Annotated in this window: 24 protein-coding genes and 1 other RNA gene; 16 read left to right on the forward strand and 9 right to left on the reverse strand. The window is 62.1% G+C overall.

The window, feature by feature from the left end:
* Positions 1 to 66 precede the first annotated feature (66 nt).
* From NUH88_RS18935 to NUH88_RS18950, 4 genes are all read left to right on the forward strand, one after another.
* On the forward strand, positions 67 to 1,389 hold the full coding sequence (locus NUH88_RS18935) for an aspartate aminotransferase family protein (RefSeq protein WP_257768136.1): 1,323 nt from the start codon (positions 67 to 69) through the stop codon (positions 1,387 to 1,389).
* A gap of 269 nt (positions 1,390 to 1,658) precedes the next feature.
* Positions 1,659 to 2,642 (forward strand): TAXI family TRAP transporter solute-binding subunit, encoded by a 984-nt coding sequence (locus NUH88_RS18940; RefSeq protein WP_257768138.1) that lies wholly within the window; start codon positions 1,659 to 1,661, stop codon positions 2,640 to 2,642.
* A gap of 181 nt (positions 2,643 to 2,823) precedes the next feature.
* Positions 2,824 to 5,415 (forward strand): TRAP transporter permease, encoded by a 2,592-nt coding sequence (locus NUH88_RS18945; RefSeq protein WP_257768140.1) that lies wholly within the window; start codon positions 2,824 to 2,826, stop codon positions 5,413 to 5,415.
* A gap of 13 nt (positions 5,416 to 5,428) precedes the next feature.
* Positions 5,429 to 5,854: a universal stress protein gene (locus NUH88_RS18950; protein WP_257768142.1), complete on the forward strand. Its 426-nt coding sequence runs from the start codon at positions 5,429 to 5,431 to the stop codon at positions 5,852 to 5,854.
* Positions 5,855 to 5,947: 93 nt separating this feature from the next.
* Here NUH88_RS18950 and NUH88_RS18955 read toward each other — a convergent pair whose 3' ends face one another.
* Complete coding sequence (locus NUH88_RS18955) at positions 5,948 to 6,769, reverse strand: flagellin (protein WP_257768144.1); 822 nt, start codon at positions 6,767 to 6,769, stop codon at positions 5,948 to 5,950.
* Positions 6,770 to 7,363: 594 nt separating this feature from the next.
* Between NUH88_RS18955 and NUH88_RS18960 the strand changes: the two genes are divergently transcribed.
* Positions 7,364 to 7,615: a hypothetical protein gene (locus tag NUH88_RS18960; protein WP_257768146.1), complete on the forward strand. Its 252-nt coding sequence runs from the start codon at positions 7,364 to 7,366 to the stop codon at positions 7,613 to 7,615.
* Here the strand turns inward: NUH88_RS18960 and NUH88_RS18965 are convergent.
* From NUH88_RS18965 to NUH88_RS18985, 5 genes are all read right to left on the reverse strand, one after another.
* On the reverse strand, positions 7,612 to 8,253 hold the full coding sequence (locus NUH88_RS18965) for an alpha/beta fold hydrolase (protein ID WP_257768148.1): 642 nt from the start codon (positions 8,251 to 8,253) through the stop codon (positions 7,612 to 7,614). The genes NUH88_RS18960 and NUH88_RS18965 overlap by 4 nt on opposite strands.
* Positions 8,254 to 8,262: 9 nt before the next feature.
* Positions 8,263 to 9,873, reverse strand: a complete 1,611-nt coding sequence (locus NUH88_RS18970) for a fumarate hydratase (RefSeq protein ID WP_257768149.1) — start codon at positions 9,871 to 9,873, stop codon at positions 8,263 to 8,265.
* 89 nt (positions 9,874 to 9,962) lie between these two features.
* On the reverse strand, positions 9,963 to 10,451 hold the full coding sequence (locus tag NUH88_RS18975; protein WP_308220073.1) for an SspB family protein: 489 nt from the start codon (positions 10,449 to 10,451) through the stop codon (positions 9,963 to 9,965).
* 42 nt (positions 10,452 to 10,493) lie between these two features.
* Positions 10,494 to 10,849: a transfer-messenger RNA gene (gene ssrA / locus NUH88_RS18980) on the reverse strand.
* Positions 10,850 to 10,873: 24 nt separating this feature from the next.
* The gene (locus NUH88_RS18985) at positions 10,874 to 12,346 is read right to left on the reverse strand and encodes a tetratricopeptide repeat protein (protein WP_257768150.1); all 1,473 of its coding nucleotides are present in this window, start codon (positions 12,344 to 12,346) and stop codon (positions 10,874 to 10,876) included.
* 217 nt (positions 12,347 to 12,563) lie between these two features.
* Here NUH88_RS18985 and NUH88_RS18990 point away from each other — a divergent pair, with 217 nt between their 5' ends.
* The 3 genes from NUH88_RS18990 to NUH88_RS19000 are packed head-to-tail and all read left to right on the forward strand — an operon-like array spanning position 12,564 to position 14,412.
* Entirely contained in the window at positions 12,564 to 13,358 is a 795-nt protein-coding gene (locus NUH88_RS18990; RefSeq protein ID WP_257768151.1) for a thymidylate synthase, read from the forward strand.
* Positions 13,359 to 13,366: 8 nt separating this feature from the next.
* Entirely contained in the window at positions 13,367 to 13,891 is a 525-nt protein-coding gene (locus NUH88_RS18995; RefSeq protein ID WP_257768152.1) for a dihydrofolate reductase, read from the forward strand.
* 2 nt (positions 13,892 to 13,893) lie between these two features.
* Entirely contained in the window at positions 13,894 to 14,412 is a 519-nt protein-coding gene (locus tag NUH88_RS19000; RefSeq protein WP_257768154.1) for a GNAT family N-acetyltransferase, read from the forward strand.
* 20 nt (positions 14,413 to 14,432) lie between these two features.
* Here the strand turns inward: NUH88_RS19000 and NUH88_RS19005 are convergent, their stop codons facing one another.
* Entirely contained in the window at positions 14,433 to 14,888 is a 456-nt protein-coding gene (locus tag NUH88_RS19005) for a GNAT family N-acetyltransferase (RefSeq protein ID WP_257768156.1), read from the reverse strand.
* Positions 14,889 to 14,902: 14 nt separating this feature from the next.
* Positions 14,903 to 16,057 (reverse strand): iron-sulfur cluster carrier protein ApbC, encoded by a 1,155-nt coding sequence (gene apbC / locus NUH88_RS19010; protein ID WP_257768158.1) that lies wholly within the window; start codon positions 16,055 to 16,057, stop codon positions 14,903 to 14,905.
* Positions 16,058 to 16,199: 142 nt separating this feature from the next.
* Here apbC and hflK point away from each other — a divergent pair, with 142 nt between their 5' ends.
* The 4 genes from hflK to NUH88_RS19030 all read left to right on the forward strand — a co-directional run bounded on the left by hflK (position 16,200) and on the right by NUH88_RS19030 (position 20,249).
* Positions 16,200 to 17,381: an FtsH protease activity modulator HflK gene (gene hflK, locus NUH88_RS19015; RefSeq protein WP_257768160.1), complete on the forward strand. Its 1,182-nt coding sequence runs from the start codon at positions 16,200 to 16,202 to the stop codon at positions 17,379 to 17,381.
* Entirely contained in the window at positions 17,378 to 18,253 is an 876-nt protein-coding gene (gene hflC / locus NUH88_RS19020) for a protease modulator HflC (protein WP_257768162.1), read from the forward strand. The genes hflK and hflC overlap by 4 nt, the downstream gene beginning before the upstream one ends.
* A gap of 40 nt (positions 18,254 to 18,293) precedes the next feature.
* Positions 18,294 to 18,482 (forward strand): DUF2065 domain-containing protein, encoded by a 189-nt coding sequence (locus NUH88_RS19025; RefSeq protein ID WP_257768164.1) that lies wholly within the window; start codon positions 18,294 to 18,296, stop codon positions 18,480 to 18,482.
* A 267-nt stretch (positions 18,483 to 18,749) separates the two neighbouring features.
* Positions 18,750 to 20,249, forward strand: coding sequence for a DegQ family serine endoprotease (locus tag NUH88_RS19030; protein ID WP_257768166.1), 1,500 nt, complete (start codon positions 18,750 to 18,752; stop codon positions 20,247 to 20,249).
* A gap of 85 nt (positions 20,250 to 20,334) precedes the next feature.
* Here the strand turns inward: NUH88_RS19030 and serB are convergent, their stop codons facing one another.
* Positions 20,335 to 21,231: a phosphoserine phosphatase SerB gene (gene serB / locus NUH88_RS19035; RefSeq protein ID WP_257768168.1), complete on the reverse strand. Its 897-nt coding sequence runs from the start codon at positions 21,229 to 21,231 to the stop codon at positions 20,335 to 20,337.
* A 31-nt stretch (positions 21,232 to 21,262) separates the two neighbouring features.
* Here serB and miaA point away from each other — a divergent pair, with 31 nt between their 5' ends.
* The 4 genes from miaA to ilvC all read left to right on the forward strand — a co-directional run bounded on the left by miaA (position 21,263) and on the right by ilvC (position 26,043).
* Positions 21,263 to 22,228, forward strand: a complete 966-nt coding sequence (gene miaA, locus NUH88_RS19040; protein WP_257768170.1) for a tRNA (adenosine(37)-N6)-dimethylallyltransferase MiaA — start codon at positions 21,263 to 21,265, stop codon at positions 22,226 to 22,228.
* A gap of 162 nt (positions 22,229 to 22,390) precedes the next feature.
* A complete protein-coding gene (locus NUH88_RS19045) occupies positions 22,391 to 24,181 on the forward strand; it encodes an acetolactate synthase 3 large subunit (RefSeq protein WP_257768171.1) in 1,791 nt (596 codons plus the stop codon).
* Between the two features lie 111 nt (positions 24,182 to 24,292).
* A complete protein-coding gene (gene ilvN / locus NUH88_RS19050; RefSeq protein WP_257768172.1) occupies positions 24,293 to 24,886 on the forward strand; it encodes an acetolactate synthase small subunit in 594 nt (197 codons plus the stop codon).
* A 119-nt stretch (positions 24,887 to 25,005) separates the two neighbouring features.
* Positions 25,006 to 26,043 carry a ketol-acid reductoisomerase gene (ilvC, locus tag NUH88_RS19055; protein ID WP_308220102.1) on the forward strand — a complete coding sequence of 346 codons (1,038 nt, stop codon included), beginning with the start codon at positions 25,006 to 25,008 and terminating at the stop codon, positions 26,041 to 26,043.
* Positions 26,044 to 26,275: the final 232 nt, after the last annotated feature.

The following is a 26,275-nucleotide window of genomic DNA, read 5'->3' on the forward strand; positions in this document are numbered from 1 at the left end:
GGCCGGTGGCGGGGAGCAGGTTTCTGATACAGGCTATCGACTGCCGATCCATCGAGAGACCCCGCCATGAACCACGTCTTCCACCGCAATGCCCGCGCCTCCTATCCCGTCGCCGCGAAAGGCGACGGCGTCTATATTCTGGACAGTGAGGGGAAACGCTATCTCGATGCCAGCGGCGGCGCCGCGGTCTCCTGCCTCGGGCATAGCGAGACGCGGGTGACGGATGCGATCAAGCGGCAGCTCGACGAGATTCCCTTCGCGCATACAGGCTTTTTCTCGAACGACCCGATGGAGGCGCTTGCCGATCATCTGATCGCGCGGGCGCCCGGGGACCTTGATCGAGTCTATTTCGTCTCCGGCGGTTCCGAGGCGATCGAGGCGGCGCTGAAGATGGCGCGGCAGTATTTCATGGAGATCGGCCAGCCGGAGCGGCACAAGATCATCGCGCGGCGGCAGAGCTATCACGGGAATACGCTGGGCGCGCTCGCGGTCGGCGGAAATGAATGGCGGCGCGAGCAGTTCAAGCCGCTGCTGATCGACACCTCCCACGTCTCGCCTTGTTTCGCTTATCGCGACCGGCGCGACGACGAGAGCGAAGAGGCCTACGGCCAGCGGGTCGCCGACGAACTGGATGCGGCGATCCGGGAGCACGGACCGGAAACGGTCGCGGCTTTCGTCTGCGAGCCGGTCGTCGGTGCCACGCTCGGCGCGGTTCCGGCCGTGCCGGGATACCTGAAGCGGATCCGCGAGATCTGCGACGAGCATGGTGTGCTGCTGATCTTCGACGAGGTGATGTGCGGCATGGGACGGACAGGATATCTCTACGCCTGTGAGGAGGACGGTGCCGCGCCGGACCTGCTGACGATCGCGAAGGGTTTGGGGGCCGGCTACCAGCCGATCGGGGCTACGCTGGTCTCCTCGAAGATTTTCGACGCGATCCATGACGGCAGCGGGTTCTTCCAGCACGGCCATACCTATATGGGCCATCCGGCGGCCTGCGCCGGGGCGCTGGCGGTGCAGAAGGTGATCGAGGAGGACAATCTGCTGGAGAATGTCCGCGCCATGGGAGCGAAGCTGAAGGCGGCTCTCGAGGAGCGCTTCGGCAATCACCATCATGTCGGCGACATTCGCGGCCGCGGGCTGTTTCTGGGCGTCGAGCTTGTCGAGGACCGGGCGTCGAAGAAATGTTTCGATCCGGCGCGCAAGGTGCACGCAAAGGTGAAGGCCAAAGCCATGGAGCTCGGCCTGATGTGCTATCCGATGGGGGGCACGATCGACGGTCGCGTCGGCGATCACGTGCTGCTCGCACCGCCGTTCATCATCGACGAGAACCACATCGAGGAGATTGTCGGCAAGCTCGGCGAGGCGATCGACGAAGCGGTCCGCTGACCGCACTGCAGCATTCGCTAAAGGATCGATAAACTTTTCCTTGTATACAAAATGCCTCTAAACTTTTCTTTTAAATCAATGTCATAGCATGCATTGACCTTTTCCGTTTTTGCGGGCCATAGTCTCTGAGGGCTTGTCTGCGGCCCAACGATCTGGATATCCGTACGCCGGGGGGTGTGCTGGATCCGCATCGGACATTGAGTGTCCGGAATGGTGGTCGTTGAACGCGGGCATAGTTCAAACCATGGATTTACCTTGGAGGAGGCTTCATGAAACGGGCTTTCACGTTTGGCATTGCGGCGGCCCTCGTAGCCGGCGCTTCGTTTATCGGAGCAACGCAGGGCGCCAGCGCTGCCGAGCAGAAGTTCATCACCATCGGCACCGGCGGTGTGACGGGCGTCTACTACCCGACCGGCGGCGCGATCTGCCGTCTGGTGAACAAGGGCCGCAAGGAGCACGGTATCCGCTGCTCCGTCGAGTCGACCGGCGGTTCGATCTACAACATCAACACCATCCGCGCCGGCGAGCTGGACATGGGCGTCGCCCAGTCCGACTGGCAGTACCACGCCTATAACGGCACCTCGAAATTCAAGGATGCCGGGCCGTTCAAGGAACTGCGCGCTGTCTTCTCCGTGCACCCGGAGCCGGTCACGATTCTTGCGCGGGGCGATTCCGGGATCAAGAACGTCACCGATCTCAAGGGCAAGCGCGTCAATATCGGCAATCCGGGTTCCGGTACGCGCGGGACCTGGGAAGTCATGGAAGAGGCCCTCGGCTGGAGCCGTGGCGATCTGAAACTGGCCGCCGAGCTGAAATCCGCCGAAACCGGCCAGGCGCTCTGCGACAACAAGATCGATGCCTATTTCTGGCTTGTCGGCCACCCGTCGGCGCTGACCAAGGAATCCGTCGCCTCCTGTGACGCGGTTCTCGTCAACGCGACCGGCCCGGCCATCGACAAGCTGGTTGCCGACAATTCCTATTACCGCAAGGCCACCATCCCGGGCGGCATGTATGCCAGCAACCCGGAAGACGTGACCACCTTCGGTGTCGGCGCGACGTTCGTCAGCTCCTCCGCGGTTGCCGACGATGTCGTGTATCAGGTCGTGAAAGCGGTCTTCGAGAATTTCGGCGACTTCAAGAAGCTGCACCCCGCTTTCGGCCACCTGAAGGAAGCCGAGATGGTGAAGGACGGCCTGTCCGCTCCGATCCATGGCGGTGCTGCCAAGTACTACAAGGAAAAAGGCTGGATGTAATCCGGCCGACGGAAGGGAGAGGCTCGCCTCTCCCTTCTGCTTTCAGTCTGCTTTCAAAAAAATCGAACCGGTTCGCGGACAACGCGGTTTCCGGAAGTGAACATGGGATATGCGCGCTTCGGCGTGCGGCTAACGGTCTGAGGTTGGACGCGTCCGGCGTGCGGATGCGAGGAGGGGGTATATGAGCAACGAGACGGAATCTAAATCCGCGCGTCAGGCAGCAGAGGATCTTGTCGCTGCCGTCGATACCGGGTCCCGTAACGTACCGGGGGCGGTTGGACAATTCATCGCGCTGGGGGCTCTGGCCTGGTCCTTGTTCCAGCTCTGGATCGCATCGCCGCTGCCGTTCATGCTGGCCGACTTCATCCCGCTGATGAACAACACCCAGACCCGGCCGATCCATCTCTGTTTCGCGGTCGTTCTCGCCTTTCTCTCCTATCCCGCGCTGAAGACCTCGCCGCGGCACAGCGTGCCGGTTACCGACTGGATCTTCGCCGCCGTCTCCGCCGTCTGCATTCTCTATCTCGTGGCCGAGGCAGACGCGCTGGCCGGACGGATGGGAATTCCGACGACTGCGGATATCGTCACCGCGGGTATCGGGCTGGTGCTGTTACTGGAAGCGACGCGGCGTTCGCTCGGCATTCCGCTCATGGCGGTCGCGCTCGTCTTCCTCGCCTACATCTTTTTCGGCCAATACGGACCGGACGTGATCGCCTGGAAGGGCGCGTCCTTCGAGAAGGCGATGTCGCATCTCTGGATCACGCAGGAAGGCGTCTTTGGTATCGGCGTCGGGGTCTCGACCTCCTTCATCTTCCTGTTCGTGTTGTTCGGCGCGCTGATGGACAAATCCGGCGCCGGCATCTACCTGACCAAGCTCTCGATCGCGCTGGTCGGTCACATGCGCGGCGGTCCGGCGAAGGCCTCTGTCGTCTCCTCTGCGATGACGGGGCTGATCTCCGGTTCCTCGCTGGCGAACGTCGTGACCACCGGCGCCTTTACCATTCCGCTCATGAAGCGGACCGGCTTCCCGGCCGAGAAAGCCGGTGCGGTCGAAGTCGCGTCCTCCACCAACGGCCAGCTGACGCCGCCGGTGATGGGCGCCGCGGCCTTCATCATGATCGAGCGCGTCGGCATCGATCTCGTCGAGATCATGAAGCATGCGTTCCTGCCGGCGATCATCTCTTACATCGCGCTTGTCTATATCGTGCATCTGGAAGCCGTGAAGGCGGGTATGACCGGTCTTCCGCGTTCTTCCAAGGCGCGAACGATGCTTGCCAAGCTGTTCAGCTTCGCAACGGTGCTGGTCGGATTCATCGTGTTGATGGCGGTAACCTATTTCGGCTTCGGCTGGACCAAGCAGGTTTTCGGCGATGCCACGATCTACATCGCCTCCATTATTCTGCTGGCGGCTTACGCCTTTCTGCTGAAGCTGGGCGCGTCCTATGAGGACGGCAAGCCGGAAGATCTCGAGAACATGACCGAGTGTCCGGAAATGCGGCCGACCTTCATGTCCGGGCTCTATTTCCTGCTGCCGATCGGCGTGCTCGTCTGGTGTCTCATCGTCGAGCGTTTCTCGCCGGGTCTTGCCGCCTTCTGGACTTCCGTAGTGATGCTGGTCATCGCGGTGACGCATCGGGCCGGAAAGGCCTTCTTCCGGGGCGAGGGGATCGATGTCGCGGCGCTCGGCATGGGTAAGACAGAGCTCTATGAGGGGCTGGTCTCCGGCGCCCGGAACATGGTGCCGATCGGCGTCGCGGTCGCGGTCGCGGGCATCGTTGTCGGCGGCGTGACGCTCACCGGTCTCGGCCAGAAGATGACCGAGTTCGTCGAGTTCATCTCCGCCGGGAACCTCATGCTGATGCTGCTCTTTACCGCGGTTATCTGCCTGGTACTGGGTCTCGGCCTTCCGACGACGGCGAACTATATCGTCGTCTCCTCCCTGATGGCGCCGGTGATCGTCACCCTCTCGGCGGAGGCGGGCGTGATCCTGCCGCTGATCGCGGTGCACCTCTTTGTCTTCTATTTCGGAATATTGGCGGACGATACGCCACCCGTGGGACTCGCGGCCTATGCGGCCGCGGCACTGTCGGGGGGCGATCCGATCAAGACCGGCCTGCAGGGCTTCGCTTACGACATCCGGACCGCGATCCTGCCGTTTCTCTTCATCTTCAACACCCAGTTGCTGATGATAGGGATCGACGGAGTGGTGCATTTCATCGTCACCGTGGTGACGGCGGTCATCGCCATGCTGATGTTCGCCTCGGCGACGCAGAGTTTCTTCCTCGTGAAGAACAGGCTCTGGGAATCAGCGGCTCTGCTGCTGGTCGCCTTCACGCTGTTCCGGCCGGGCTTCTGGCTGGACATGGTCGAAGAGCCGTTCGTGCAGCACAATCCGGCTACCATCAACGAGGTGGCGGAAGGCATCGCTCCGGGGGGGGAGATCCGATTGATGGTCGAGGGTGAGACGGTCGACGGCGATATCGTCTCGAAGGCCGTCCTGCTGCCCCTCGGGGACGCAGGGCCCGGCGCGGACAGGCTGATGAACAGTGCGGGGCTCGAACTGAGATTCGAGGACGGCAAGGCACTGGTCGACAACCTCGGTTTCGGCGGACCTGCCGAGCAGTCGGGGATCGACTTCGACTGGGAGATCATTCAGGTCATGACCCCGGCCGACCGGATGCCGAAGGAAGTGTTCTTCATTCCGGCGATCGGCCTGCTTGTCCTCGTCTATCTATTGCAGCGGGCGCGCCGCGGCCGCCCCGAAACTGTCTGAAGGAGCCGACCCGATGTTTGAACATATCCTTTTGACGGTGGACTTGGACGACGAGAATTCGTGGAACAAGGCTCTTCCGCTCGCGGTTTCCAATGCCAAGACCCACGGCGCGTCCCTTTCCGTGATGACCGTTCTGCCGGATTTCGGAATGAGCCTTGTCGGGCAATATTTTCCGAAAGACCACGTAGAGAAGGTGATGGCGGAAGCCAACAAACGGCTTCACGACCTCGTTTCGGCCAACGTGCCGTCGGACCAGCCGGTGCAGCATATCGTGCGCCAGGGAACGGTCTACGAGATGGTTCTGGAGACGGCGAAAGACATCTCGGCCGATCTGATCGTTATCGCCTCGCACCGGCCGGAGCTGAAGGACTACTTGCTCGGGCCGAACGCCGCCCGGGTGGTCCGCCATGCAGATTGCTCTGTGCTGGTGGTACGCTGAGCTGTCAGCTCTGCAGCAGGCCTTGAATGCAATAAACCCCGCTGAATTTCCCAGCGGGGTTTTTGCTATCGAATGATTTCGGCGGCGCCGTTCTTAGGAGCGGAACAGGCCGAGCACGACTTCCGGGCTGCGGTTCGCGATGCCGAGCGAAAGCTGGCTCAGTTGGCTGCGCGCCTGGTCTGAGGCGAGACGGGCCGCTTCGCGTCCGAGATTGGCGTCCACCAGATTGCCGAGGCCTTCTTCAGTTGCATCGGAAATGCCCTGGAGTTGGTCGTTCTGCGCCACGATGCGGCGGGAGCTTGCCCCGAGCTCGCCGAGCGAGTCATTGAGGGCGGTCTGGAAGGCCGCGAACTCGTTGGACAGAACGGCGGCCGGGTCGCTGAAATCGGCGGCGGAGAGATTTGCCAGCGCATCGCCGACAGAACCCTGACCTGAAACCGTCAGGCTGTCGCCTTCCAGGTTCTGCAGCGTGTTGAGATCGCCTGAGCCGGATTGCAACAGGTTGGTGCCGTTAAAGCTCGCATTGTCGACGAAGCCTTGGGCCTGTTCGAGCAACGCGGTCAGGTCGTTCTGAATGATGCCTTGCTGCTCGCTGGTCAAAGCCGGATTTGACAGCTCCACGAGCTTGCCCTGGATATCCTGCGTCAGGTTGGAGACCCCGGTAGCGCCCGCAGTCGCGACATTGACCACACCCGCGGTCTGGTTCAGGCCCTGCTGCACGGCCGCATTGGCGCCCAGTTCGCCGCGGATGCTTTGCGCGATCGCGAAGATCGCAGCCTGATCCAGCGCACCGGACACGCGCTGTCCGGTTGAAATGCGGTTTTGTGTCCGATCCTGAGAGGATTGCGCGGAATTCAGGTTCCGCAACGCAGTAAACGCACCGACATTGGTGTTTACGGAATTGTTGATGGCCATTGCCTCACGTCCTTATTCGGTGGTGCCGCTTAGCGGTCCGGGCCGTTCGAACTCTGAAACTTAAAGCGTATATATAGCATTTCGGAGCCGGATTGTAAGGTTTTGCATTCAGATCGTCATGCAGTTTCGTCGTGGAATTTCTATTGATTTCAATCAAATGCCGTCCAATTGAGTTCGGAGGAAGGACATTTCGGAGATTCCCGGACCTCAATGCAGCATAACTTAACATGAATTTCGAGACGGATTGAGAGCTTCCAGCGCACATTTAGCCCTTATAGAGGTTACCTGAAGGCTTCATGGTCTTGCTTGTGCTTCCCATAGAATAGGCAGGGTTTCGGTTATCTTTTTTTAATTAATTTCTGCAAGAACCTTCAATTATGAAAGTCTTGGGGCCTCATGGCTTTGCGCATTTGATCCGCGATGCCGAATTTCTGGATTGAGAAAATCCAGTGATTTGTGAGGGTTGCGAGATTTTGTTGCGACATAGCATTGAGAACCCGATTCCTTTCTGATATTGTCGACTAGTCTTGGTTAAAAGACGGAGTTCTCGGCAGACCTTGCGGTAAGCCGGGAAAAGTTCGGTGGGGTTAGAAATTGGCCGTTTGGGAACAGACCGAAGAAAGCTTTTCCGAAGCGCTGCTGCGCTCGGTTGGTCGCATGGTTGCGACGCTTTGCTTCGTCGGCCTGATCGTAGGTCCGCTGGTCGCCGGTGGATGGGCTGCGAGCGCTTATATTTTCTACCGTACGAATTCAGGCGAGCTGCAGCTTCCGGTTCTTGAAAAGAGCATTCCGTCTCCGACCGAACTGATCAACAAGGCGGTCGGACGCCCTTCCGCGACGCATTAAGCGGAGCCTTTTCCGCCCATATCTCTCAAAAACGCGACTGCTGCGCTTACCGCGCCGGAAAGATTTGACGCGCTCGTATGGCCGGACGCTTTCCGTGGCGCGAGGTCGTGGTTCCCGTCGACGGCCCATTGGAGGCGGATCAGCCTGGAAAGTCTGTAGCCCTCGGTCTCCTCGCGCGTTCCGAACGGATCGCGCTCACCCTGGATGATCAGTGTCGGGCAGGTCATGCTCTCAAGGTGCGCAGTGCGCAGATTATCGGGTTTGCCGGGCGGGTGGAACGGGTAGCCGAAGCATATAACACCGCTGACCCCCGTTTCTTCGGCAACAAGCGTCGCCATCCGGCCGCCCATGGACTTGCCGCCGATGAAGAGCGGTCCGTTGCCGGAGGCTTCCTTGATCGCGCTCTTCCAGCATTCCAGCAGCACCGGCTGGCGGTCCGGCGGTCGTTTTTTTCCGCCGGACCTGCGAGCCGCCATATAGGGGAATTCGAAGCGCAGCACCCGGAAACCGGCCTCGGCGATGCCGTCGGCAACGCTGTTCATAAAAGGCGTGTCCATCGCCGCCCCGGCCCCGTGCGCCAGGATCAGCGTCGCCGGCGCGTCCTCGGGACCGTTCGATAGGAAAGCGATTTCCGTCACTGCGGGACGTCAGATATTCGAGAAGAAGTCGTTACCCTTGTCGTCGGTGACGATGAAGGCCGGGAAATCCTCGACCTCGATACGCCAAACCGCTTCCATGCCGAGTTCCGGATATTCCTGAACCTCGACCTTCTTGATGCTGTCGAGGGCCAGCTTGGCGGCGGCGCCGCCGACGGAGCCGAGATAGAACCCGCCATACTTCTTGCAGGCTTCCTTGACCTGCGGGGAGCGGTTGCCCTTGGCGAGCATCACGAAACTGCCGCCCGCTTCCATGAAGGGGTCGACATAAGAATCCATGCGGCCGGCCGTGGTCGGACCGAAGGAGCCCGAGGCGTAGCGTTCCGGGGTCTTGGCCGGGCCCGCATAGTAGACCGGGTGGTTCTTGATGTAGTCCGGGAGACCCTGGCCGCTGTCCAGCCGCTCCTTCAGCTTCGCATGCGCGATGTCGCGGGCGACGATGATCGGGCCGCTCAGCGAGACCGGGGTTTTGATCGGATACTGGCTGAGGGTGTTGCGGATCTCTTCCATCGGCTTGTTGAGGTCGATTTTCACCACGTCGCCCTCGAACTCGCTCGGATCGATATCGGGCATGTATTTCGCCGGATCGGTCTCGAGCCGTTCGACGAAGATGCCGTCCTTGGTGATCTTGGCGAAGCACTGGCGGTCGGCGGAGCAGGAGACGCCGATCCCGACCGGCAGCGAGGCGCCGTGGCGGGGCAGGCGGATGACGCGGACGTCGTGGCAATAATACTTGCCGCCGAATTGCGCGCCGATGCCCATCTCCTGGGTCATCTTCAGCACCCTCTGCTCCATCTCTACATCACGGAAGGCGTGGCCGGACTCGCTGCCGCCGGTCGGCAGGCCGTCGAGATACTTGGTCGAGGCCAGCTTCACCGTCTTCAAGTTGAATTCGGCCGAGGTGCCGCCGATGACGATGGCGAGATGGTAGGGCGGGCAGGCCGCGGTACCGAGTGTCCGGATCTTGGTGTCCAGGAACTTCATCAAGGCGTCCGGATTGAGGATCGCCTTGGTCTCCTGATAGAGGAAGGACTTGTTCGCCGAACCGCCACCCTTCTGGCAGAACATGAACTTGTAGGCGTCGCCCGGCGTCGCATAGAGCTCGATCTGCGCCGGCAGGTTGTTCGCCGTGTTCTTCTCGGTGAACATGTCGAGCGGCGCCATCTGGCTGTAGCGCAGATTGTGCTTGGTGTAGATGTTGTAGACGCCTTTCGCGATGGCCTCTTCTTCCATGTAGCCTGTGAAGACGTTCTGGCCTTTTTTGCCCATCACGATGGCGGTGCCGGTGTCCTGGCACATCGGCAGCACGCCGCCGGCGGAGATGCTTGCGTTTTTCAACAGCTCATAGGCGACGAACTTGTCGTTGTTCGTCGCTTCGCTGTCCTCAAGGATATTGCGCAGCTGCTGGAGATGCGCCGGGCGGAGGAGGTGTGAGATGTCCCGGAACGCCTGTTCGGTCAGCAGCGTAAAGGCTTCCGGCTCGATGGTCAGCATGTCCTGACCGCGGAACTTCTCTACGCCGACAAAATCGCCGCTCAGCTTGCGGTATTCGGTCGTGTCTTCCGCGAGCGGGAACATCTCGGTGAAATTCATCTGGCTCATCGGAACCTCTCTCCAGCATATCTCCGGTGTTCGGGCGCGTTGACCGCGTCCGGTTTATGTCGGCCGTTTCGGCGCGAACGCGCCGGACCTTACTTCTTCTTGCGGAAATTATCGAGCGAGACGACCTGGCCCATGGCCTGGCTGTCGCTCTCGTCCTCGGGCATTTCTTCCGCGGCCTCGTCGTCGGCCATCTCGGGCAGGTCGAGATCCTCGACCTCGCTCTCGTCGAGGGTCTGGAACTGCAGCCCGAACTTCACGGACGGATCGGCGAAGCCGGTGATCGCGGCAAACGGAATGACGAGTCGCTCGCGCACATCGTTGAAGCTCAGCGAGACGCTGAAGAATTCTTCCTCGATTTCCAGGTCCCAAAACTGGAACTGGAGCACGATGGTCATCTCGTCCACGTATTTTTCAAGCAGATAGGGCGGAATCGAAACGCCGTCGCCCCTGGTCTTGAAGGTGATGTAGAAGTGGTGGTTGCCGGGGAGGCCGTGCTGGGCGACCTGTCGGAGCGCGCGCCGGACCACTCCGCGCAGCGCCTCGTCCACCATCATGTCGTATTGGAAAGGCTCTTCCAAAATTTCCCCCGGGTACGCGTCGTTCAGCACTCTCTCGTTCTAAGCGGGACGCTTCTGTTGCCAGGTGCGCCCCAAACCCCGCCTAAAAGTGCGAACCCTTAGGACTTAATTGAAGCACCTGACTGCTTACGCAGCGAGGCGAGCTTCCGCATAGTTGTCGTTTGCAACTACTATAATGGCCCGATAACGGCGGAACCATGCCGAGCGAAAGAACTGTCTTTACCACACGCGTCGATCCTATTTCGCCCCCAAGGAGCCAGCCACGAGGCCGGGAATCTTTGGTGGAGGCGCCGGGTACCGCCCCCGGGTCCGCAATGCTTATTTCACAGGCCGTTTATCGCCATAGTCGGTTGCCCGACAGGCTGAATATAGGCGCTAGTGGCCTTGGGAAAAAGAGGAGAATTGGTGCCGTCTCACGCGATTCAGGGTTGTGCGAGGCGCGTACGTGCAAGCTCCCGCGCCTCGGCCACCGGTCCGTCCCAGTCTCCGAGCGTCGATTGAATGCAGCGATGGTTCGCCGCGAGGAAATAATCCTGCCCGCCGATCAGCGGTACCCAGCCGGGTGTGGAGAGTATTTCCACGGTCGGCGTGCCGACAGCTCCGGAAAGCGCCGCTGTAGCGTTCCCGACCGAGAGCACCAGGTCGAGAGATGAGGCCAGAGCCGCGAGAGTTTCGAGATCGTTTCTGAGGTCGAGATCGGGAAATCGCAGGATCTGGCGGCCAGCCAATTCGGACAGAGAGCGGAGATCATCTCCGGCTTCGCCATATTGCAACGAGACGAAGCGGACGTCCGGCAGATTCAGAAGGTTGTTCCAGGCACGCAACGGCGGGTAGTTGGTGCCGCGCCCGAAGTGACGCGCGCCGCTCGCCCAGGAAATTCCGACCAACGGGCAGCCATCGGACGTGTCGCGCAAGCGTGCTGCCAGGGCCCTAGCGCGCTCCGGGTCCGGTTTCAGATAACTGTTCCGATTTCGAGGCGGAGCGAGGGGGCGGTCCAGAATGTGGGCGAGGCTGCCGAGCTCGATATAGCAGTCCGGCCCGTCCCGCTCCGGCAGCCAGCCGTAGGAATAATGTCCATGCCCGCCCCGTTTCACCCGAGAGAAGGCGTGAATGTCGAGCCCGGGAAAGGACCGTCGGAAGAGGGGAATCAGGCGCGGATCGCACTCCACTGTCAGCCGGCCGACGCGTTCCGCGACCTCCGGAAGCAGAGCGGCGAGGCGGATTTCATCCCCCAGCCCCTGTTCGCTGACCACCAACAGGTGCCGGTCCGCAAATTGTTCGCCGTTCCATCTGGGCAGGGAGAGCGCTCGCAAGGGCGCGTCCGGGAGACGCGGGTCGAGCCTGGCTTCGAATGCCTGCCACCCTTCGTGGACTTTCCCCTGACTCAGCAGATGGATTGCATAATTCAGGCGCAGGTTCGGCGAGTCCGGCGCCAACCGGAGCGCCCGCTCATAGTGCGGTTCCGCGGCGTCGAAGGCGCGGTGAAGGCTCAAGGCTTCCGCGAGGTTTCCGTGATTCTCGGCGCTCGGCGCGAGCGTGACGGCCCGGGAAAAGCCCTTCGGCGCCTCCTCGTACCGGCCCGATTTCAGGCAGATATCGCCGATCGCGGCATATATTTGAGCTGCATCCGGCTGGCGCATGGCAAACCGTCGGAGGAACGCTACGGCGCCATCCGGATGTCCGAGATCTGCCCTGCTTTGTGCCAGACCGACAGCGCATTCCGGCCATTCTGGAGCCGCGTTATGCAGCTGTTCGAAGAGTGTGGCTGCCTTTTCCGCCGCGCCGGAAAGCCGGTAGGCGGTGGCCAGGGAAAAGGCGATCAGAATGTCCGTGGGGGCCGCGGCGAAGGCCTGCTCAAGCCGGGACCGGGCCTCGTTCCATTTACCGTTCGCCATAAGGCGGCTGCAATCGGTAAGCAAGGAGTCGCGGCTATCCGGCATCGTGGCCCTTTCGGCCGGGTCGGGTCGGCAGAGTCGGTTCTGCGCAAAAGTGCGAACGGAATCAGGCGAGTGTCAATCGGCAATAACCATTTACCCGCAATCGCTTGCGTTGGCCCGGCCCTGCTTCGCAATATATGCGGAGCAGTTTTGAACTCGATTGGGCGGTCTCCGCATGCGGCAATATCTCGATCTGATGGCGAAGGTCCTCGAGGAGGGCAGCGACAAGACCGACCGCACCGGGACCGGTACCCGGTCGATCTTCGGCCATCAGATGCGGTTCGACTTATCGGCGGGATTCCCGGTTCTGACGACCAAGAAGCTCCATCTGAAATCCATCATCCACGAGCTGCTCTGGTTCCTCGCGGGCGACACCAACATCGCCTATCTGCAGGAGAACGGGGTTCGGATCTGGAACGAATGGGCGGACGAGAACGGCGATCTCGGCCCGGTTTACGGCCATCAGTGGCGGTCCTGGCCGGACCGCGACGGCGGCACGATCGATCAGATCAGGAACCTGCTGGACGATATCCGCTACCGACCGGATTCCCGCCGTCTGATCGTCACCGCCTGGAACCCGGCGGACGTGCCGAAGATGGCGCTGCCGCCCTGCCATTGCCTCTTTCAGTTCTACGTCGCGGACGGCAAGCTTTCCTGCCAGCTCTACCAGCGCAGCGCCGACATCTTCCTCGGCGTGCCGTTCAATATCGCCTCCTATGCGTTGCTCACCATGATGGTGGCGCAGGTGACCGGACTGAAGCCGGGCGAGTTCGTGCACTCCTTCGGCGATGCGCATCTCTACAGCAATCACTTCGAGCAGGCGCGCGAACAGCTGCAACGCATTCCGGGCCGTCTGCCGACCATGCGCATCAATCCGGCGGTCACCGATCTCTTCGCCTTCCGTTTCGAGGATTTCGAGCTGCTCGATTACGAGGCCGCTCCGCATATCGCCGCGCCGGTCGCGGTCTAGGATTTCAGATGAGTGACATCGTAGTGAAGTTCCCGGTCCCGGTGATCGTCGTCGCCGTTTCGGACAATGGCGTGATCGGCGACGGGGAGAAAATGCCCTGGCATTTGCCGGGCGACCTGAAGCGGGTGAAGAAGATCACCATGGGCAAGCCGCTGGTGATGGGACGCAAGACCTTCCAATCGATCGGCAAGCCGTTGCCGGGTCGCACCAACATCGTTGTCACCCGCGACCGGGGGTTCAAGGCCGAGGGTATCGAGGTGGTGCACGATATCGGCGAGGCGCTGGATCTGGCGCGCCGTGTCGCGCTCAGGGACGGTGTGGACGAGATCGTCGTCTTCGGCGGAGCCGAGATCTACCGCCAGGCGATGGACAAGGTGCAGCGCATGCACCTGACCGAGATCCATCTCGATGTCGAGGGCAAGACCCGCTTTCCGGATTACGATCCGGCCGAGTGGGTCGAGACCGCACGGACAGACATTTCCGAAGAGGACGATAGCCCCGCGCACAGCTTCGTAACGCTGGAGCGCGCCTGACCATGGCGGCCGATCGGATCGGGATCCGGCCGATGATCGCGGAGGACGCGCCGCGTGTTCTTGCGATCTATCAGGCGGGTATCGAGACGGGGCAGGCGACCTTCGAATCCGTCGCTCCAGACTGGCCCCAGTTCGACGAGAAATATCTGCCCGACTGCCGTCTGGTCGCGCTCTCCGGCAAGGAGGTTGTCGGCTGGATCGCTCTGACCCCGGTCTCGAAACGCTCGGTCTATGCCGGCGTTGCGGAGCACAGCCTCTATATCGCGGCGCATGCGCGGGGACGGGGCGTCGGACGCCTGTTGCTCCGGGAACTGATCGAGGCGTCGGAGCGGGCCGGTTTCTGGACCCTGCAGACCAGCATCTTCCCCGAGAACGAGGCAAGCATCGGCCTGCACGAGAGTTGCGGTTTCCGCACCGTGGGCCGCCGCGAGCGGATTGCGAAAATGACCTACGGCCCGATGGAAGGGCAATGGCGGGATACGGTGATCATGGAGCGCCGGAGCGCGGTTGCTGGGAGATAACTTCCGAAGGTCTTCGGCGGTCACCCGGTCACGATTTCCATGCGTTGAAAATAGGGTGAAGTTCCGACCGTCCGCCAGAAAGCCTGCCCCGCGGGATTGCTTTCCATGACGTCCAAAGTGACACGGGTGCCATGACCCAGGCGCTCGTTCAGGAACAGTTTGAAGCCGGCGCGCCCGTAGCCTTTACCGCGCTGGTCGCGCGCGATGCAGAACTGCCGCAGGTATACTTCCGGTATCTCCGGATCCAAAGGCTCCGTTTCCGGCCGATAGGCGAGGTAGCCGACTGTTTCGCCGTCCGCCTCGAGTACGTCCTGCCACCATTCGGCGCTTGCCATCCACGCATTGTGCCGGGCGATCAAGGCATCGATGCCGGGGCGCACCCTGTAGCCTTCGTCTTCGAGCAGCTCGAGGTTCAGTTCTGCGAGGCGCGGTATATCTTCCGCCGTCGCCGGGCGCAGGGACAGGGCAGAGTCCACCACACCGCCGCGCCTTAGCTGAACACGATCTTGGGGGCGTCCCGGCGGCCGCTGTCGCCGCTGCCGATCTTTGCCCAGACCTTGTCCGCAATCGCCTTGTAGGCGACGGAGTGCGCGCTCTCGGGGGCGGAAACGACGATCGGATAGCCGGCATCGGAGGTCTCGCGGATCTCCATGTGCAGGGGGACCTCTCCCAGGAAGTCGACGCCGATCCGCTCGGCCTCGTCGCGGGCACCGCCATGGCCGAAAATATCGGAGCGCTCGCCGCAGCTCGGGCAGAGGAAATAGCTCATGTTCTCGATGATGCCGAGCACCGGCACGTCGACCTTGCGGAACATGTTGAGGCCCTTGCGGGCATCCAGGAGCGCGATGTCCTGCGGCGTCGAGACGATGACGGCGCCGGCAAGCGGTACGCGCTGCGACATGGTGAGCTGGGCGTCGCCGGTGCCCGGCGGCATGTCGACGACGAGCACGTCGAGCTCGCCCCAGAGAACGTCGCGCAGCATCTGCTCGAGAGCGCTCATCACCATCGGGCCGCGCCAGATGGTCGGGCTGTCCTCCGGCACCAGGAAGCCGATTGACATGCATTTGATGCCGAAGCGCTCCAGCGGCTTCAGCGTCTTGCCGTCCTCTGTGGTGGGGCGGCCGGAAATACCCATCATGCGGGGCAGGGAGGGGCCGTAGATATCGGCGTCGAGCAGGCCGACCGTGAGGCCGGACGCTTTGAGGGCGAGGGCGAGATTGATCGCGGTGGTGGATTTGCCGACGCCGCCCTTGCCGGAGGCGACGGCGATGATCGCCTTGATGCCGGGGACCAGCGCTTTCTGGGTGTTCTGTGCGGGGCGGGCCTGCGGGCCTTGCCCCGCCGGCGGCGCCTGCCGCGGGGCGGCCTGTTGCGGTGCCTGGCCCTGGCCGCCCGGGCGATGCGCTGTCAGCACCGCGGTCACGGAAAGCACGCCGGGCACGCCGTCGACGGCTTTCTCCGCCGCCTGGCGCAGGGGCTCCAGCTGCGGGCCGCGCTGCGGGTCGACCTCGATGGCGAAACCGACATTGCCGTCCTTCACGACAAGACCGCTGACCATACCGAGGCTGACGATGTCCTGCCCCTTGTCGGGGTCTTCGACGGCCTTCAACGCCGCCAGGACCTGATCTTCTGTTACCCGTGCCATGCTTGATTTCTCCGGCTTTTGGCCAATATGCGGAAGCAACGTAATGTCGCGCGCAAGCAGATATACGCTTCCCCTATTCCTTTGCAACCGGGGGGGCATCTGCTAAGAGCGACGACGCGCTTTGAAATGAGGGGAAACTTATATGCCTTGGAGCAATCAAGGTGGCGGCGGCGGCCCTTGGGGCGGCGGCGGTGGCAACGGGTCTGGCGGCGGAGGTGGCGGGAAGTCGCCTTGGGGCGGCCGCGGACCGGGCGGTTTCGGCGGTGGAGGCGGCCAGCAGCCGCCGGATATCGACGAGGTCATCCGCCAAGGCCAGGCGCGCCTGAAGCGCATGCTGCCGCGGGGTTTCGGTGGTCCGACTGGGATTACCCTGATTGTCGTCGGGCTGCTCGCGCTCTGGCTCTTTTCGGGGCTCTACCGCGTACAGCCGAACCAGCAGGGCATCGAGCTCGTGTTCGGCCGATACACCGGCGTTCCGACCGATCCTGGCTTGCACTGGAATTATCCCTCGCCGATCGGTTCGGTCATCAAGCCGGATGTGACGCGCGAAAATCGCATCGAGGTCGGTTACCGCAGTTCGGGTGACGGCTCCAGCCGAAGCTCCGTGCAGCGCGACGTGGCCGAGGAAAGCCAGATGATCACCGGCGACGAGAACATCGTCGATATCGATTTCGTCGTGTTCTGGCGGATCGCCGATGCCGGCCAGTTCCTTTTCAACCTGCAGGATCCGGAAGAGAGCGTGAAGATGGCGGCCGAGTCCGCGATGCGCGATGCCATCGGCCGCCGGCCGATTCAGGTCGCGCTGACCGAAGGCCGGCAGCTCATCGAGAGCACGGTGCAGGAAGAACTCCAGGCGCTGATGAACGAATACGGTGCCGGCGTCGATGTGCGTCAGGTGCAGCTGCTCGCAGTCGATCCGCCCACGCAGGTCATCGATGCCTTTAACGAGGTGCAGCGTGCTCGCCAGGACAAGGACCGTCTCCGGAACGAAGCGGAAACCTTCCGTAACGACGTGGTGCCGCGGGCCCGAGGCGAGGCGGCGCAGATCATCGAGGAAGCGGACGCCTATCGCCAGGAGGTGATCAATCGCGCAACCGGTGACGCGGATCGTTTCCGGTCCGTCTATACCGCCTATGCGGCCGCGAAGGACGTAACTCAGAAGCGGATCTATCTCGAGACCCTCGAGGAAGTCCTCGGCAACGTGAACAAGGTCATCATCGACAATACGGAAGGCGGTGGCAGTGGCGTCGTGCCGTACCTGCCGCTTCCAGAGGTGCAGAAGAACATGCAGCAGAACCGTTCGACGACGGGAGGCACGCAATGAACCGCGGGCTCGCCATCATCGGCGTCCTGGTCCTGATTGCCGGGATCGTCGCCTACACCTCGCTCTATGTCGTGACCCAGGTCCAGCAGGCCATCGTCCTGCAGTTCGGTGCGCCGATCGCCGCCGTGCAGGACCCGGGGCTGAAGGTGAAACTGCCGTGGCAGAACGTGGTCTTTTACGAGAAGCGCGTGCTTGATCTCGATCCGCCAAAGCAGCAGGTCATCCTCTCCGACCAGAAGCGTCTCGACGTTGACAGCTACGCGCGCTTCAAGATCGTCGATCCGCTGCTGTTCTACCAAACGGTCCGGGACGAGCTTGGTGCCCGTTCGCGTCTGAGCCCGATCATCAACTCCGCGCTGCGCCGTGTGCTCGGTAACGAGACGCTGCTCGCGATCCTTTCGGATCAGCGGATCGGCATCATGGCGAGCATCCGCCAGCAGGCCAATGACGGCGCCCGGCCGCTCGGCATGGAACTGGTCGAGGTGCGGATCCGGCGTGCGGACTATCCGGAAGAAACCAGCCTCAACATCTACAACCGGATGAAATCCGAGCGTGAGCGCGAGGCCAAGGAATTCCGGGCCCAGGGGCAGGAAGAAGCGCAAAAGATCCGCGCCGATGCCGACAAGCAGCGCGTCGTGATCGTGGCGGAAGCCAAGAAGCAGTCCGAGATCCTTCGCGGTCAGGGCGACGCCGAGGCTATCCGGATCTATGCCGACGCGTTCGGTCAGGATCCGGAATTCTTCGCTTTCTACCGCTCCATGCAGGCGTACCGGAACGCGATGAAGTCGGGCGACACCACGATGGTGCTTTCGCCGGACAGCGATTTCTTCCGGTACTTTAAAGACATCCAGGGCGCGCCGGCCTCCAAGTAGGGGGCCGGATCGCCGGGTCAAAAAGAACGAGGGCGGTGCCGTGACGGAATTCCTGACGGCGCTCGCCCTCGTTTTCTTTATCGAGGGCTGTTTCTACGCCCTGATGCCGGAGCGTATGCAGCAAATGATGCGCATGGCGCTCGAAATGGACGCCGGAACGCTTCGCCGTGCCGGATTGATTGCCATGATCGCCGGTCTTGCGCTTGCTTGGCTCGTCCGTGGCGGGTGAGCACAATCGCGTGTGCAGCGACGCGTGAAACTGCCCCATTTCGGACAATATTAAGCATTCATCACCATAATACGGCCACACCCACCCTCCATATCTGACATTATGGAATGGATGGCGTTGAAAGCCGCACGATCGTCCCCACCTTGATGGCGTGTTTCTGAGGGGCGACCGGAACTTTCCTGCAGCGCGCGTCGCGCCTGCCGGTAACGGATCGGGCTCCCCGTTCCGGATACGGACAAAGAAGCTTGGCTAAGGAGCATTGGAAACATGAAAGGCGTCACCACAGAGATCTCTGTCACGGTCGTACGGGGCCTTAGAAATGGCCTTGTGGCCGGGTTCCTGGCGATTGCTGTGGCTCTGCCGGCATTTGCGCCGGCCAACCCCGCGATTGCCCGGGCGGCCCCCGAGAGCTTTGCCGATCTGGCCGAGAAGCTGCTGCCCGCGGTCGTGAACATTTCGACGACGCAGACGATCACCGCTTCCGGGAACGAACGCACGTTGCCCCCGGGCACTCCGTTCGAGGAATTCTTCAAGGAATTCGAGGACCGGATGCGTCCGGACGGCGAGCGCCGCTCGCGCCGCGCACAGTCGCTCGGCTCCGGGTTCATCGTCGATAAGTCCGGCTACGTCGTGACCAACAACCACGTCATCAAGGATGCGGACGAGATCGTCATCCGCATGCAGGACGACACCGAGTTCGAGGCTGAACTGGTCGGCACCGATCCGAAAACCGACATCGCGCTCCTGAAGTTCGATCCGGCGGGCACCGACCTGCCGGTGGTGAAGTTCGGCGATTCCGACAAGATGCGCGTCGGCGACTGGGTGGTTGCGATCGGCAATCCGTTCGGTCTCGGCGGCACGGTCACCGCGGGCATCGTCTCCGCCCGGGGGCGCGATATCGGCCAGGGTCCGTATGACGATTTCATCCAGACGGATGCCGCGATCAACAAAGGCAACTCCGGCGGCCCGCTGTTCAATATCGACGGCGAGGTCATCGGCGTGAACACCGTGATCTTCTCGCAATCCGGCGGTTCTGTCGGTATCGGCTTCGCGGTCTCCGCCGCGCTGGCTGATCCGGTGGTTGCCCAGTTGCAGGAATTCGGCCGGACGCGTCGCGGCTGGCTCGGCGTGCGTATCCAGGAAGTCACCGAGGAAGTGGCCGAAAGCCTGTCGCTGGACAGTGCACGTGGCGCGCTCGTGGCCCATGTGAACGATCAGGGCCCGGCCAAGGCGGCCGGTATCAAGGCCGGTGACGTCATCCTGAAATTCAACAATCGCAGCGTCGATACCATGCGGGAGCTGCCGAGGATCGTTGCCCGGACCCCGATCGGCAAGGATGTGCCGGTCGAAATCTGGCGCGGCGGCAAGAAGGTCAATGTGACCGCCAATATCGGCGAACTCGAGGAAGCCGAGAAACAGGCTCTGCTGACCAGCGGTGGGCCGATGCCCGCACCGGCGGAGCTGGACAGGGTCGAGTCTCTCGGCCTCCAGCTCTCGACGATCAGCGATGAGATGCGCGGCAAATTCGGTCTCGATACCGATGTGTCCGGCGTCGTGATCACGGAAGTCGATCCGGACGGCCCGGCGGCGCGCGACCTTCGGGCCGGCGACGTGATCGTCGAAGTCCAGCAGGACCCCGTATCTTCGCCGGATGGCGTGCAGAAAGGCATCTCCGCCGCCCGCAGCGCCGGCAAGAAGTCGGTACTGCTGACCGTCAATCGCGGCGGCGAGATGAGGTTTGTCGCACTCCGCATTACCGAGGGCTAAATCTCCCCCGCCCCCCCAGGCAGCCCTTGCGGGTGTGACATGGCGGCGCCGGTCGAAAGACCGGCGCCGTTGTTTTATCGGGCGATCAGAGCGCGAAGTCAGATCGTTTGTAGCCCTGAAGATGCAGCAAGGCACTGAGATCGCCGTGATCGACCCGGAAACGGGCCGCTTCGCGCACGGCCGGTTTGCCGCGGAACGCGACACCGGTGCCGGCGGCCTGCAGCATTGCAAGGTCGTTGGCGCCGTCGCCGACCGTAACCGCGTCCGCGGCATCGATCCCGAGTTCGGCGCAGAATCCGTTGAGCGCGACCAGCTTGGCGTCGCGGCCGAGGATCGGCTCGCCGACCGTTCCGGTAAAGGCGCCGTCGGCCACGTGCAGCGTGTTGGCACGGTCCGTGTGGAAACCGAGGCGCTCGCGCACCGGAGCGGTAAGAGAGGTGAACCCGCCGGAGACGAGGGCGGTATAGGCGCCGTCGCGCCGCATGGTGGCGACCAGTTCCCTTGCGCCGGGCGTGATTTCGACCTCCGCCAAGAGACGGTCGAGCAGACTTGCCGGATGTCCGGCGAGCATCGCCACACGTTCCTTCAGCGCGCCCTCGAAATCGATCTCGCCGCGCATCGCGCGTGCCGTGATCGGGGCGATCTTGTCGCCAATCCCGGCATAGGCCGCGAGATCGTCGAGGGACTCAGAGGTGATCACGGTCGAGTCCATATCCGCGATCAGCAACCGCTTCCGGCGTCCTGCCGCTGCTTGCAGATTGATGTCTGCGGCAATCCCGGCGAGGGCTTCGTGGAGGGACCGTTCAAGAGCTTCCGGCACGGGACCGGAGAAATACAGGTCCACCGCGGTCTCGGGATCCAGCCAGTCGGTATGTTCGACGGAGAGACCTGCTGCTTCGAGCGTTTCTGTCGCGCGGGCGATCACGGCGCTGCCGAGGGCAGGGGCGGTCGGATCGGATGTCAGGGTAAGCACATATTGCATGGTCCCGGCTTATCGCGTAAGCGCCGTATTTATGTCCAGTGAAGTTTCCAGAGCGGTGCCGGTCCGCGCGGTAATCGTCGGCGGCCCGACGGCGAGCGGGAAGTCGGCGCTTGCCGTCGAATTGGCCGAGGCGCTCGGCGGGACCGTGATCAACGCGGATTCCATGCAGGTCTACCGGGAGCTGGACATCGTGTCGGCCCGCCCTGGAACGGATGAGCTCGCGCGGGCGCCGCATCGGCTCTATGGCTTTCTGAGCGCGTCGGAGGTCTGTTCTGCCGCACTCTGGCGCGAGCGGGCGCTGGAAGAGATCGCGATGGCGGCCGGTGAGGGGCGTGTTCCTGTTCTCTGCGGCGGTACCGGGCTCTATCTCCACGCTCTGACGCACGGTCTTTCGGAAATGCCGGATATCTCTCCGCAAACACGCGAAGAAGCGCGAGCGCTGCATGCGCGGATCGGGGGTGCGGCTCTACGCAAAATGCTTGCCGAAGGAGACCCGGTTCTTGCTGCCCGCCTGCACCACGGAGACAGCCAGCGCCTGATCCGGGCCTGGGAGGTATTGCAGGATACCGGGCAGCCGCTCTCGGCCTGGCAGCAGCGCCCGGCGCAGCCGCCGGAAGGAATGGAGTTCTTCACAATGACGATCCAGCCGGATCGTGCGGCGCTATATCGCAGGTGCGATCTGCGCTTCGAGAAAATGCTGGAGGAGGGGGCTTTGGAGGAGGTTCGGGACCTGATGGCGCTCGATCTCGATCCCTCCTTGCCGGCTATGAAGGCATTGGGTGTCCCGCAAATTATTGATTTTATTAAAGGAAATACGTCTCGCGAAGAGTGTGTGCGTCTCGCGCAGCGTGATACGCGGCGTTATGCGAAGCGGCAGATAACCTGGTTCCGAAATCAGGTCCATGCAAATTTGGTGGTCGAAAAGCAAGATTCGGAAAGATCGAGGGAAGAAATCTTTAATAATATTCGTCAGTTTCTGTTGACCGGGCATAGCTGACGGTCTAGGTTCCGGCCCGTCGCGGCGCCTTTGGCGTCGCGATATGCGTCTTGGATCCATTGAATCATGCTGATTTAACTGGATTTTTCTGATCTGGCCCGCTTTGTCGCGGGCGCGGCTCATGCCGCAACTGCGAATGTGATTTGAGAGAGGAACGGTAAAATGGCTACCCCGCGCATGCCGCATGCCCGAAAACCCGACGCCCAGATGAATGGGGCGGCGATCATTCTCAAGGCGTTGCAGGATCAGGGCGTAGAAGTCGTATTCGGTTATCCCGGCGGGGCGGTATTGCCGATCTATGACGAAATCTTCAAGTCCAACCGGATCCGTCACATTCTCGTGCGCCACGAGCAGGCCGCCGTGCACGCGGCGGAAGGCTATGCCCGTTCCACCGGCAAGGTCGGCTGCGTGCTGGTAACCTCCGGTCCGGGCGCGACCAACGCAGTGACCGGCCTGACCGACGCGCTGATGGACTCCATTCCGATCGTGTGCCTGACCGGCCAGGTGCCGACGCATCTGATCGGCAACGATGCGTTCCAGGAAGCGGACACCACCGGGATCACCCGGCCCTGCACCAAGCACAATTACCTGGTGAAGGACGTGGAGAAGCTGGCCGACACGATCCACGAAGCGGTCTATGTCGCCAAGACCGGCCGTCCGGGGCCCGTCGTGGTCGACCTGCCGAAGGACGTACTCTTCGCCGAAGGGCCCTATTACGCGCCGAACGGTCACGAGCATCCGACCTACAAGCCGCAGGTGAAGGGGGAGCCCGACGCGATCGAGCGCGCGGTCGACCTGCTCGCCAAGGCGAAGCGGCCGATCTTCTATGGCGGCGGCGGGCTGATCAATGCCGGCCCGAAGGCCTCCAGGCTCTTTACCGAGCTGGTGCGACTGACTCACGCGCCGGCGACGCTGACGCTGATGGGGCTCGGCGCCTATCCGTCGCAGGACCGCCAGTTCGTCGGCATGCTTGGGATGCACGGCACCTACGAAGCGAACCTCGCGATGTATAATTGCGATGTGATGATGAATATCGGCGCCCGCTTCGACGACCGCGTGACAGGCCGGATCTCCGACTTCGCGCCGAATTCGACCAAGGTTCACGTCGATATCGATCCGAGCTCGATCAACAAGAACGTCGTCGTCGACCTGCCGATCATCGGCGATGCGGCCGAAGTGCTTGAGCAGATGATCAAGATCTGGAAGGCCAAGAATTACAAGGCCAACGCCAAGCCGCTCGAGAAGTGGTGGGCGCAGATCGAGAAATGGCGTAAGCGCGAGTGCCTGAAGTTCGAGGAAGATCCGAAGATCATCAAGCCGCAGCATGCGATCAAGCGGCTTTATGAACTGACCCTCGAGCGGGATGTTTACATCACCACCGAGGTTGGTCAGCACCAGATGTGGGCGGCGCAGTATTTCGGCTTCGAGGAGCCGAACCGCTGGATGACTTCCGGCGGCCTCGGCACCATGGGCTACGGTCTGCCGGCGGCAATGGGCGTGCAGATCGCTCATCCGGAAGCGACCGTCATCGATATCGCCGGCGAGGCCTCCTACCTGATGAATATCCAGGAGCTCTCCACGCTTTCCCAGTACCGCCTGCCGGTGAAGTCCTTCATCGTGAACAACCAGTGGATGGGCATGGTCCGCCAGTGGCAGGAGCTGAACCACGGTGGCCGCTACTCCGAGAGCTATTCGGAGAGCCTTCCGGACTTCATCAAAGTGGCGGAGGCCTTCGGCGGCGTCGGCCTCAGGGCCGAGAATGTCGACCAGCTTGACGACGTCATCATGGAAATGCTGGAGACCGACCGTTTTGTCCTCGCCGATATCCTGGTGAAGAAGGACGAGAACTGTTTCCCGATGATCCCGTCCGGCGCGGCACATTACGAGATGCTGCTGGGCCCGGACGACAAGTCTGAGCTGGAAACGTCGGAAGACGGGATGGTCCTGGTCTAGGAGCACCCAAGGAGGCAGAGGCGCCCGCCACGACCGAACGCGGGCGCCGGCCATCCCTTCATCCCAAGAGGTTCGGCGGCCGGCCTGCCGCCAAGAAAGTGGAGCCCAATCGTGAACGCAGCCACTCCGATCGCAGAAGCGACCCATACGCTCGCCGTGCTGGTGGATGACGAGCCAGGCGTGCTGGCGCGGGTCATCGGCCTGTTCTCCGGCCGCGGATACAACATCGAGAGCCTGACGGTGTCCTCCGTCGATACCGCGGCGCATCTTTCCCGGATCACCATCGTGACAACCGGAACGCCGCAGATCATTGCCCAGATCAAGGCCCAGCTCGGCCGTCTGGTACCGGTCCACGCAGTCCATGACCTGACTCTGGAGGGCCCGCATCTGGAGCGGGAACTCGCGCTGATCAAGATCCGCAATGTCGGCGAGCATCGCATCGAGGCGCTCCGCATCGCCGATATGTTCCGTGCCCGTGCCATCGACAGCACGCTGGAAAGCTTCGTCTTCGAGCTGACCGGCGGACCGTCGAAAATCACCGCTTTCGTCGAGCTGATGAGTGCGCTCGGTGCGATAGAGGTCTCGCGCACCGGCGTCGTCGCCATCGCGCGGGGCAGCAACTTGGATATGCCGGTCTTCAGCACGCTGGAGAAGAACCGGGAGAAGAAAACGCCCGCCAAGAAGAAGGCATCGAAAAAGGCCTGACAAGGCCGATGGTGGTGGGTCCTTATGGAGCCCCGGCCCGCTGCCTCAACTGTTCTGTCCGGCTTGTCCGGGCGGGAATGCGGGGGCTCCGCCCATATGTGTCCGCGTGACAGGAAACGATACGAGAGGTCCGAGAAATGCGCGTCTATTACGATCGGGATGCCGACGTCAATCTGATCAAGAACAAGAAGGTTGCGATTGTCGGTTACGGCAGCCAGGGCCACGCCCATGCCAACAACCTGAAAGACAGCGGCGTGAAGGATATCGTCGTGGCGCTGCGCGAGGACTCGTCCTCTCGCGCCAAGGCGGAAGCCGCCGGCCTGAAATGCATGACCGCCGCCGAGGCTGCCGCCTGGGCCGACGTTGTCATGATGCTGACCCCGGACGAGGGTCAGGCCGACATCTATTACGCCGACCTGAAGGACAACCTGCGCGAAGGCGCGGCGATTGCCTTTGCGCACGGCTTCAACGTGCACTTCAACTTCATCGATCCGCGTCCGGACATCGACGTGTTCATGATCGCGCCGAAGGGCCCGGGCCACACCGTGCGCTCCGAATATGTCCGCGGCGGCGGCGTGCCGTGCCTCGTGGCCGTGCACCAGGATGCCTCCGGCAACGCGCTCGAGATCGCGCTGTCCTACTCCTCCGCCGTTGGCGGCGGTCGGGCCGGCACCATCGAGACCACCTTCAAGGAAGAGTGCGAAACCGATCTGTTCGGTGAGCAGGCGGTGCTTTGCGGCGGTCTCTGTGAGATGATCAAGGCCGGTTACGAGACCCTGGTCGAGGCCGGTTACGCGCCGGAAATGGCCTATTTCGAGTGCCTGCACGAAGTGAAGCTGATCGTCGACCTGATCTATGAAGGCGGCATCGCGAACATGAACTATTCCATCTCCAACACGGCCGAGTATGGCGAATACGTAACCGGCCCGCGCATCATCACCGATGCCGTGAAGGTTGAGATGAAGAAGGTTCTGAACGACATCCAGTCCGGCGATTTCGCCCGTCGCTGGATGCTGGAGAACCAGGTCAAGCAGGCCAGCTTCAAGACCATGCGCCGCCGTGCCGCCGAGCACGAGATCGAGGTCGTTGGCGAGAAGCTCCGCGCAATGATGCCGTGGATCTCCCAGAACGCCCTGGTCGACAAGGCTAAGAACTAAGAATCAGGTGTGCGGCGGCGGCATTTCCGCCGCCGCACACCGCTCATTTACCGCGCTCCGGCAGCAGCTAAAGCGTCAAGACAATTAAAGTTCATAATCTGCTGATTCTTTGATATGATTCGCCTGTGACGTCGCTGAATGCGGATGGACGGCAGGCGGCTGGTGCGGCTGGGAATGATTTTCCGTTGTACGGCTGTTCCGAACTTTGTTCTATTCCGGCGACTGACGTCAG

The sequence above is a fragment of the Nisaea acidiphila genome (genome assembly GCF_024662015.1).
GTDB classification, from domain to species: domain Bacteria; phylum Pseudomonadota; class Alphaproteobacteria; order Thalassobaculales; family Thalassobaculaceae; genus Nisaea; species Nisaea acidiphila.

What these genes read in the sequence shown, in the direction of transcription:
- NUH88_RS18995 (WP_257768152.1), top strand. Translation starts at nt 13,367, where the DNA reads ATGAGTGACATCGTAGTGAAGTTCCCGGTCCCGGTGATCGTCGTCGCC.
- hflC (WP_257768162.1), top strand. Translation starts at nt 17,378, where the DNA reads ATGAACCGCGGGCTCGCCATCATCGGCGTCCTGGTCCTGATTGCCGGG.
- NUH88_RS19045 (WP_257768171.1), top strand. Translation starts at nt 22,391, where the DNA reads ATGGCTACCCCGCGCATGCCGCATGCCCGAAAACCCGACGCCCAGATG.
- NUH88_RS19030 (WP_257768166.1), top strand. Translation starts at nt 18,750, where the DNA reads ATGAAAGGCGTCACCACAGAGATCTCTGTCACGGTCGTACGGGGCCTT.
- apbC (WP_257768158.1), bottom strand. Translation starts at nt 16,057, where the DNA reads ATGGCACGGGTAACAGAAGATCAGGTCCTGGCGGCGTTGAAGGCCGTC.
- NUH88_RS19000 (WP_257768154.1), top strand. Translation starts at nt 13,894, where the DNA reads ATGGCGGCCGATCGGATCGGGATCCGGCCGATGATCGCGGAGGACGCG.
- hflK (WP_257768160.1), top strand. Translation starts at nt 16,200, where the DNA reads ATGCCTTGGAGCAATCAAGGTGGCGGCGGCGGCCCTTGGGGCGGCGGC.
- serB (WP_257768168.1), bottom strand. Translation starts at nt 21,231, where the DNA reads ATGCAATATGTGCTTACCCTGACATCCGATCCGACCGCCCCTGCCCTC.
- NUH88_RS18950 (WP_257768142.1), top strand. Translation starts at nt 5,429, where the DNA reads ATGTTTGAACATATCCTTTTGACGGTGGACTTGGACGACGAGAATTCG.
- NUH88_RS18935 (WP_257768136.1), top strand. Translation starts at nt 67, where the DNA reads ATGAACCACGTCTTCCACCGCAATGCCCGCGCCTCCTATCCCGTCGCC.
- NUH88_RS18970 (WP_257768149.1), bottom strand. Translation starts at nt 9,873, where the DNA reads ATGAGCCAGATGAATTTCACCGAGATGTTCCCGCTCGCGGAAGACACG.
- miaA (WP_257768170.1), top strand. Translation starts at nt 21,263, where the DNA reads ATGTCCAGTGAAGTTTCCAGAGCGGTGCCGGTCCGCGCGGTAATCGTC.
- NUH88_RS18955 (WP_257768144.1), bottom strand. Translation starts at nt 6,769, where the DNA reads ATGGCCATCAACAATTCCGTAAACACCAATGTCGGTGCGTTTACTGCG.
- NUH88_RS18990 (WP_257768151.1), top strand. Translation starts at nt 12,564, where the DNA reads ATGCGGCAATATCTCGATCTGATGGCGAAGGTCCTCGAGGAGGGCAGC.
- NUH88_RS18945 (WP_257768140.1), top strand. Translation starts at nt 2,824, where the DNA reads ATGAGCAACGAGACGGAATCTAAATCCGCGCGTCAGGCAGCAGAGGAT.
- NUH88_RS18940 (WP_257768138.1), top strand. Translation starts at nt 1,659, where the DNA reads ATGAAACGGGCTTTCACGTTTGGCATTGCGGCGGCCCTCGTAGCCGGC.
- NUH88_RS18985 (WP_257768150.1), bottom strand. Translation starts at nt 12,346, where the DNA reads ATGGCGAACGGTAAATGGAACGAGGCCCGGTCCCGGCTTGAGCAGGCC.